The 5,885-nt window shown below is 74.6% G+C and carries 4 protein-coding genes and 1 riboswitch; of the genes, 2 read left to right on the forward strand and 2 right to left on the reverse strand.

The window, feature by feature from the left end:
• Positions 1 to 33: 33 nt before the first annotated feature.
• Positions 34 to 2,373, reverse strand: a complete 2,340-nt coding sequence (gene metE, locus ABEB16_RS01300; RefSeq protein WP_345710473.1) for a 5-methyltetrahydropteroyltriglutamate--homocysteine S-methyltransferase — start codon at positions 2,371 to 2,373, stop codon at positions 34 to 36.
• Positions 2,374 to 2,419: 46 nt separating this feature from the next.
• The gene (locus ABEB16_RS01305; RefSeq protein ID WP_345710474.1) at positions 2,420 to 3,418 is read right to left on the reverse strand and encodes a methylenetetrahydrofolate reductase; all 999 of its coding nucleotides are present in this window, start codon (positions 3,416 to 3,418) and stop codon (positions 2,420 to 2,422) included.
• 58 nt (positions 3,419 to 3,476) lie between these two features.
• Positions 3,477 to 3,571: riboswitch (SAM riboswitch) on the reverse strand.
• A 185-nt stretch (positions 3,572 to 3,756) separates the two neighbouring features.
• Here ABEB16_RS01305 and ABEB16_RS01310 point away from each other — a divergent pair.
• Both ABEB16_RS01310 and ABEB16_RS01315 read left to right on the forward strand, forming a co-directional pair.
• Positions 3,757 to 4,137, forward strand: a complete 381-nt coding sequence (locus tag ABEB16_RS01310) for a DUF485 domain-containing protein (RefSeq protein WP_345710475.1) — start codon at positions 3,757 to 3,759, stop codon at positions 4,135 to 4,137.
• Entirely contained in the window at positions 4,134 to 5,768 is a 1,635-nt protein-coding gene (locus tag ABEB16_RS01315; RefSeq protein ID WP_345710476.1) for a solute symporter family protein, read from the forward strand. Before ABEB16_RS01310 ends, ABEB16_RS01315 begins: the two co-directional genes overlap by 4 nt.
• The last annotated feature ends 117 nt before the right edge of the window (positions 5,769 to 5,885 follow it).

Raw genomic sequence — 5,885 nt, forward strand, 5'->3', positions numbered from 1 at the left:
AGGCGTCCGGGGCGCGGCCGCACCACCGCGGCGTCAGTGCGCCGCCGCACCCTCCTGCACGCGGGAGGCCCGCACCGCGCGGGTGGCGGCGATGAGGTTGCGCAGCGACGCCTCGGTCTCGGCGTAACCGCGGGTCTTCAGGCCGCAGTCGGGGTTGATCCACAGGTTGCGCTCGGGGATGGACGCCGCCGCGAGGCGCACCAGCTCCTCGACCTCCTCGGCGCTGGGCACCCGCGGGGAGTGGATGTCGTAGACGCCCGGCCCGATCCCCCGGGCGAAACCGGCGGCGGCGATCTCCGGGACGACCTCCATGCGGGAACGCGCGGCCTCGATGCTCGTCACGTCGGCGTCGAGGCCGTCGATCGCGCCGATGACCTCCCCGAACTCCGAGTAGCACAGGTGGGTGTGGACCTGCGTGGTGTCGGCCGCGCCCGAGGTGGCCAGGCGGAACGACCCCACCGACCAGTCGAGGTAGGCGGGCTGGTCGGCGGCCTTCAGCGGCAGCAGCTCCCGCAGGGCGGGCTCGTCGACCTGGATGATGCCGATGCCCGCGGCCTCCAGGTCGGCGATCTCGTCGCGCAGCGCCAGCGCGACCTGCCGCGCCGTGTCGCCGAGGGGCTGGTCGTCGCGCACGAACGACCAGGCCAGGATCGTCACCGGCCCGGTGAGCATGCCCTTGACCGGCTTGGCCGTGCGGGAGGCCGCGTAGGTGGACCAGTCCACCGTCATCGGCGCGGGCCGGGTCACGTCGCCCCACAGGATCGGCGGGCGCACGCAGCGCGAGCCGTAGGACTGCACCCACCCGTTGGCCGTCACCGCGAAGCCGTCCAGCAGCTCCGCGAAGTACTGCACCATGTCGTTGCGCTCCGGCTCGCCGTGGACGAGCACGTCCAGGCCGAGCTCCTCCTGCAGCGCGATCACGCGGTCGATCTCCGCCCGCATCGCGGCGGTGTAACCGTCGTCGGGCAGCTCGCCCTTGGCCCACGCCGCGCGCGCCCGGCGGATCTCCGCCGTCTGCGGGAAGGACCCGATGGTCGTCGTCGGCAGCGGCGGCAGGTCGAGCACCCCGTCCTGGGCCGCGCGGCGCACCGCGTAGTCGCTGCGCGCGAAGTCGGCGGCGGACAGCCCCCCCAGGCGCTCGCGCACCGCGGGGACCACGACGCCCTCGGCGCCCAGCCGGTCGCGGCGGGCCTGCGCGGACGCCTGCAGCGCACCGGCCGCACCCGCCGGGTCCTCCAGGGCCGCGGCGAGCGCGACGACCTCGGCGACCTTCTGGTCGGCGAAGGCCAGCCAGCCGCGCAGCCGCTCGGGCAGCTGCGGCTCGTCGGCCGTGTCGTGCGGCACGTGCAGCAGGGAGGTCGACGTGCCGGCGGCGACCGAGCGGGCCAGCGGCCGCAGCGCCTCCAGCTTCGCCAGTGCCGCGGCCAGGTCGGCCCGCCAGACGTTGTGCCCGTCGACGACGCCGCCGAGGACGGCCTTGGTCTCCAGGCCGGGCACGGGACCGGCGGGCACGGCACCGCGGACCAGGTCGAGCGCGAGGGCCTCCACGTCCGTGCCGGCCAGCACCGGCAGGAACTCCCCCAGGTCGCCGTAGGGCGCGGCCACCAGCAGGGACGGGCGGCCCTCGACGGCGGTGAGCGCGCCGTAGGCCTGGCGCACGGCCGCGGCCACGGCCGCGGTGTCGGCGGTGAGGACGTCCGAGACCAGGGCCGGCTCGTCCAGCTGCACCCAGGTGGCGCCGGCGGCGGCCAGCGCGCGCAGCAGCTCGGCGTAGACCGGCACGAGGTCGGCGAGCCGGCTCAGCGGCGCGAAACCCGCCGGCGCGCCGTCGGCGGGCTTGGACAGCAGCAGGAACGTCACCGGACCCACGAGCACGGGGCGGGTGAGGAAGCCGTCGGCCAGGCCCTCGGCGAACTCCCGCACCGCGCGGTCGTCGGCGAGGCGGAACGCCGTGTCCGGGCCGATCTCCGGGACGAGGTAGTGGTAGTTGGAGTCGAACCACTTCGTCATCTCCAGGGGCGCGTCCTCGCCGCGGCCCCGGGCGATCGTGGAGTAGCCCTGCAGGTCGACCCGCCCGTCGGCGCCGACGACGTCGGCGAAGCGCGCGGGCACGGCGCCCACCGCGACGGCGGCGTCGAGGACCTGGTCGTAGTACGACGAGGCCGACGGGATGGAGGCGTCGTGGGCGGGCAGGCCCAGGGCGTTGAGGCGCCGGCGGGTGCGGGCGCGCAGCTCGGCGGCCGCCGCCTCGGTCTCCTCGACGGAGGCGCGCCCGGCCCACAGGGCCTCCAGCGCCTTCTTCAGCTCCCGCCGCGGGCCGATCCGGGGGTAGCCCAGGATGGTGGTGGGCAGGCGGGTGGCGTCGTGCGTCATGGTCGTCCCCTCCCGTCCGGGACCGCTCGCGGGCCCGGACGCGGTGTCAGTGCTGCGCCTGGCGCAGCGTGGTGGAGTGAGATGCCGTGACCCACGGCCCGCTGGCCAGGTCGGGGGCCGGAACGGCCCCGCCGCCGAGGTGTGCGCCCTCGAGCAGGTCAAGTGCGGCGTGGTGCGTGTTGAACGTGTAGACGTGCAGCCCCGGGGCGCCCGCGTCGAGCACGCGGCGCGCGAGCACCGCGCCGGCGCGGATCCCCTCGGCGTGCACGGCCGCGGGGCCGTGCTCCGCGGCGGCCTCCAGCCGCGCCAGCAGCGCGCGCGGCACGGCCACCCCCGTCAGCCCCTGCAGGCGCAGCAGGCGACCGGGGTCGGTCATCGGGATGATCCCGGGCAGCAGCGGGATCGTGACGCCCGCGGCACGCGCCGCGGCGACGTGGCGGGTGTAGTCGTGCGCCTCGTAGAAGACCTGCGTGATGGCGAAGTCGGCGCCCGCGCGCTGCTTGGCCAGCAGCACCTCGACGTCGCCCGCGCCCCGCTGCACCGGCGGCGCGGCCGGGAAGGCCGCCACGGCGATGCTCAGCGGCCCCTCGTCGACGGGGCGGTCGGGGCTGGTGGCGCGGTGGCAGCGGTCGACGACCTGCAGCAGCTCCACGAGGTCGCAGGCGCGCGCCACGCCGTCCGGGTGCGGCTGCCAGTCCGGCTGCCCCGCCGGCGGGTCCCCGCGCAGGGCCAGGAAGCTGCGCACGCCCACATCGAGGTAGTCGCGGACCGTCCCGATGACCTCGGCGCGGGAGGCGCCGACGCACGTCAGGTGCGCGACGACGGGCACGGGCGTGCTGGTCAGCACGTGCCGCACCAGGTCCCGGCTCGTGGAGCGGGTCGAGCCCGAGGCCCCGTAGGTGACGGAGAAGAAGTCCGGCCCGCACCCGGCGAGGGCGTCGACGGTGCGCAGCAGCTGCTCGGCGGCCGCCGGGCTGCGCGGGGGGTAGAGCTCGAAGGAGATCGTGGGCCGCGCGGGGTCGCTCACCAGGCGCGCGACGCTCATGCGCGCACCCCGGGCGGGCAGGAGGCGTCGCAGGGGGGACCGGTGCAGGGCATCTCTCTCTCCATCGCACCTGGCGTTAGCACCCTCTCCCGGTCGCCCGGGGGGTTGCTGCGGCGTCGTCGAGCCAGGACTCTCGGCCGCTCTGGATGGTGCGAGCAGATTAACCAGCCCGGGCCGCACCCTTCAAGTCGCTCCCCCGGTCGGCCCCGGGCCCCGCGACACGCCTTCCGGAAGCCCTTGCGGAAACGGCCTGCACCGGCGGGGGGAGCAACTACTGTGTGCGCGACCACGGCGCCCCCCGGGAGCGGGACGGCGCGCGAGCGGACGAGGAGGTCTGCATGGACACGCACGGCGCCACACCGGCGCACCGGGGTGCCGTCACCCGCACCGCCTACCAGGACGTCCGGGAGAGCCCGGAGTTCGCGGCGCTGCGCCGCAGGTTCCGCCGGTTCGTCTTCCCGATGACCGGGCTGTTCCTCGTCTGGTACTTCACCTACGTGCTGCTGGCCGACTACGCCCACGGCTTCATGAGCACGCCGGTCGTGGGCAACGTCAACGTCGGGCTCCTGCTGGGCCTGGGCCAGTTCGTGTCCACGTTCGCCATCACCACCGCCTACGTCCGCTGGGCGGACCGCCACTTCGACCCCGAGGCCGACGAGCTGCGCCAGCGCGTCGAGCGCGTCCTCGACGGCGGCGGCGAGGGCGGGGTGCTGCGGTGAGGACCGCACCGGTCGCCCCCGCGACGGACATCGGCAGCCCGTCCGTCAACATCGCCATCTTCGCCCTCTTCGTCGTCGTGACGATGGCCGTGGTGGTGCGGGCCAGCCGCAACAACCGCAGCGCCGCCGACTTCTACGCCGGCGGTCGCTCCTTCACCGGCGGGCAGAACGGCACCGCCATCGCCGGGGACTACCTCTCGGCGGCGAGCTTCCTCGGCATCGCCGGGGCCATCGCCGTCTACGGCTACGACGGTTTCCTGTACTCCATCGGCTTCCTGGTGGCCTGGCTGGTCGCGCTGCTGCTCGTCGCGGAGCTGCTGCGCAACACCGGGCGCTTCACGATGGCCGACGTCCTCAGCTTCCGGCTGCAGGAACGGCCGGTGCGCACGGCCGCGGCCATCTCCACGCAGGCGGTCACCTTCTTCTACCTGCTCGCCCAGATGGCCGGGGCCGGCGGCCTCGTGGCGCTGCTGCTGGGCATCGAGGGCAAGACCGGCCAGAACGTCGTCATCGCCGTCGTCGGTGCCGTCATGATCCTCTACGTCCTCGTCGGCGGGATGAAGGGCACCACCTGGGTGCAGATCATCAAGGCCGCCCTCCTCGTGGTGGGTGCGGCGGTCATGACGGTCTGGGTGCTGGCGCAGCACGGTTTCAACCTCTCGGAACTGCTCGGCGCGGCCGCCGCGCGGGGCGGTGAGGCGGTGCTGGGGCCGGGTGCCCAGTACGGCGCGAACCCGACGTCCCAGCTCAACTTCCTGTCGCTGTCCCTGGCGCTGGTGCTGGGCACCGCGGGCCTGCCCCACGTGCTGATGCGCTTCTACACGGTGCCCACGTCCAAGGAGGCCCGCCGCAGCGTCGTGTGGGCCATCTGGATCATCGGCTTCTTCTACCTCTTCACCCTGGTGCTGGGCTACGGCGCCGGCGCCCTGGTGGGCAGGGACACGATCCTGGCCGCGCCGGGCAAGGTGAACTCGGCGGCCCCGCTGCTGGCGTACGAGCTCGGCGGCACGGTGCTGCTCGGCATCATCGCCGCGGTGGCCTTCGCGACGATCCTCGCGGTCGTGGCCGGCCTGGCGATCACCGCCAGCGCCTCGTTCGCGCACGACATCTACGCCAGCGTGGTCAAGCGGGGCCGGGTGACCCCCGACGAGGAGGTGCGGGTCGCGCGCCTGGCCGTCCTGGTCATCGGGGCGGTGGCCATCGTCGGCGGCATCTTCGCCAACGGGCAGAACGTCGCCTTCCTCGTCGCGCTGGCCTTCGCCGTCGCGGCCAGCGCGAACCTGCCGACGATCCTGTATTCGCTGTTCTGGTCGCGCTTCACCACGCGCGGTGCGCTGTGGAGCATCTACGGCGGCCTGATCTCCTGCGTGGTGCTCATCGCGCTCTCGCCGGTGGTCTCCGGCAAGACGGACCCGAACACCGGCGCGAGCCTGTCCATGATCACGGACCCGTCCATCGACTTCTCGTGGTTCCCGCTGGAGAACCCCGGGCTGGTCACGATCCCGCTGGCCTTCTTCCTGGGGTGGCTGGGATCGGTGACCTCCCGCGAGAGCGGCCACGAGGTGCGGGCGGCGGAGATGGAGGTCCGCTCGCTCACCGGGGCTGGCGCGGAGAAGGCCGTCCAGCACTGACGCCGGCGCGAGCGGCGGGGGCCCGGACCGGGCCCCCGCCGCTCGCGCGTGCCCGGCCCCGGGCGGGGTCAGCCCACCACCCGGGCGCCGCGGCGGGCGCGCAGCTCCGCCTCGTAC

Origin of the sequence: Kineococcus glutinatus, assembly GCF_039542765.1 — a bacterium.
GTDB lineage: Bacteria > Actinomycetota > Actinomycetes > Actinomycetales > Kineococcaceae > Kineococcus_A > Kineococcus_A glutinatus.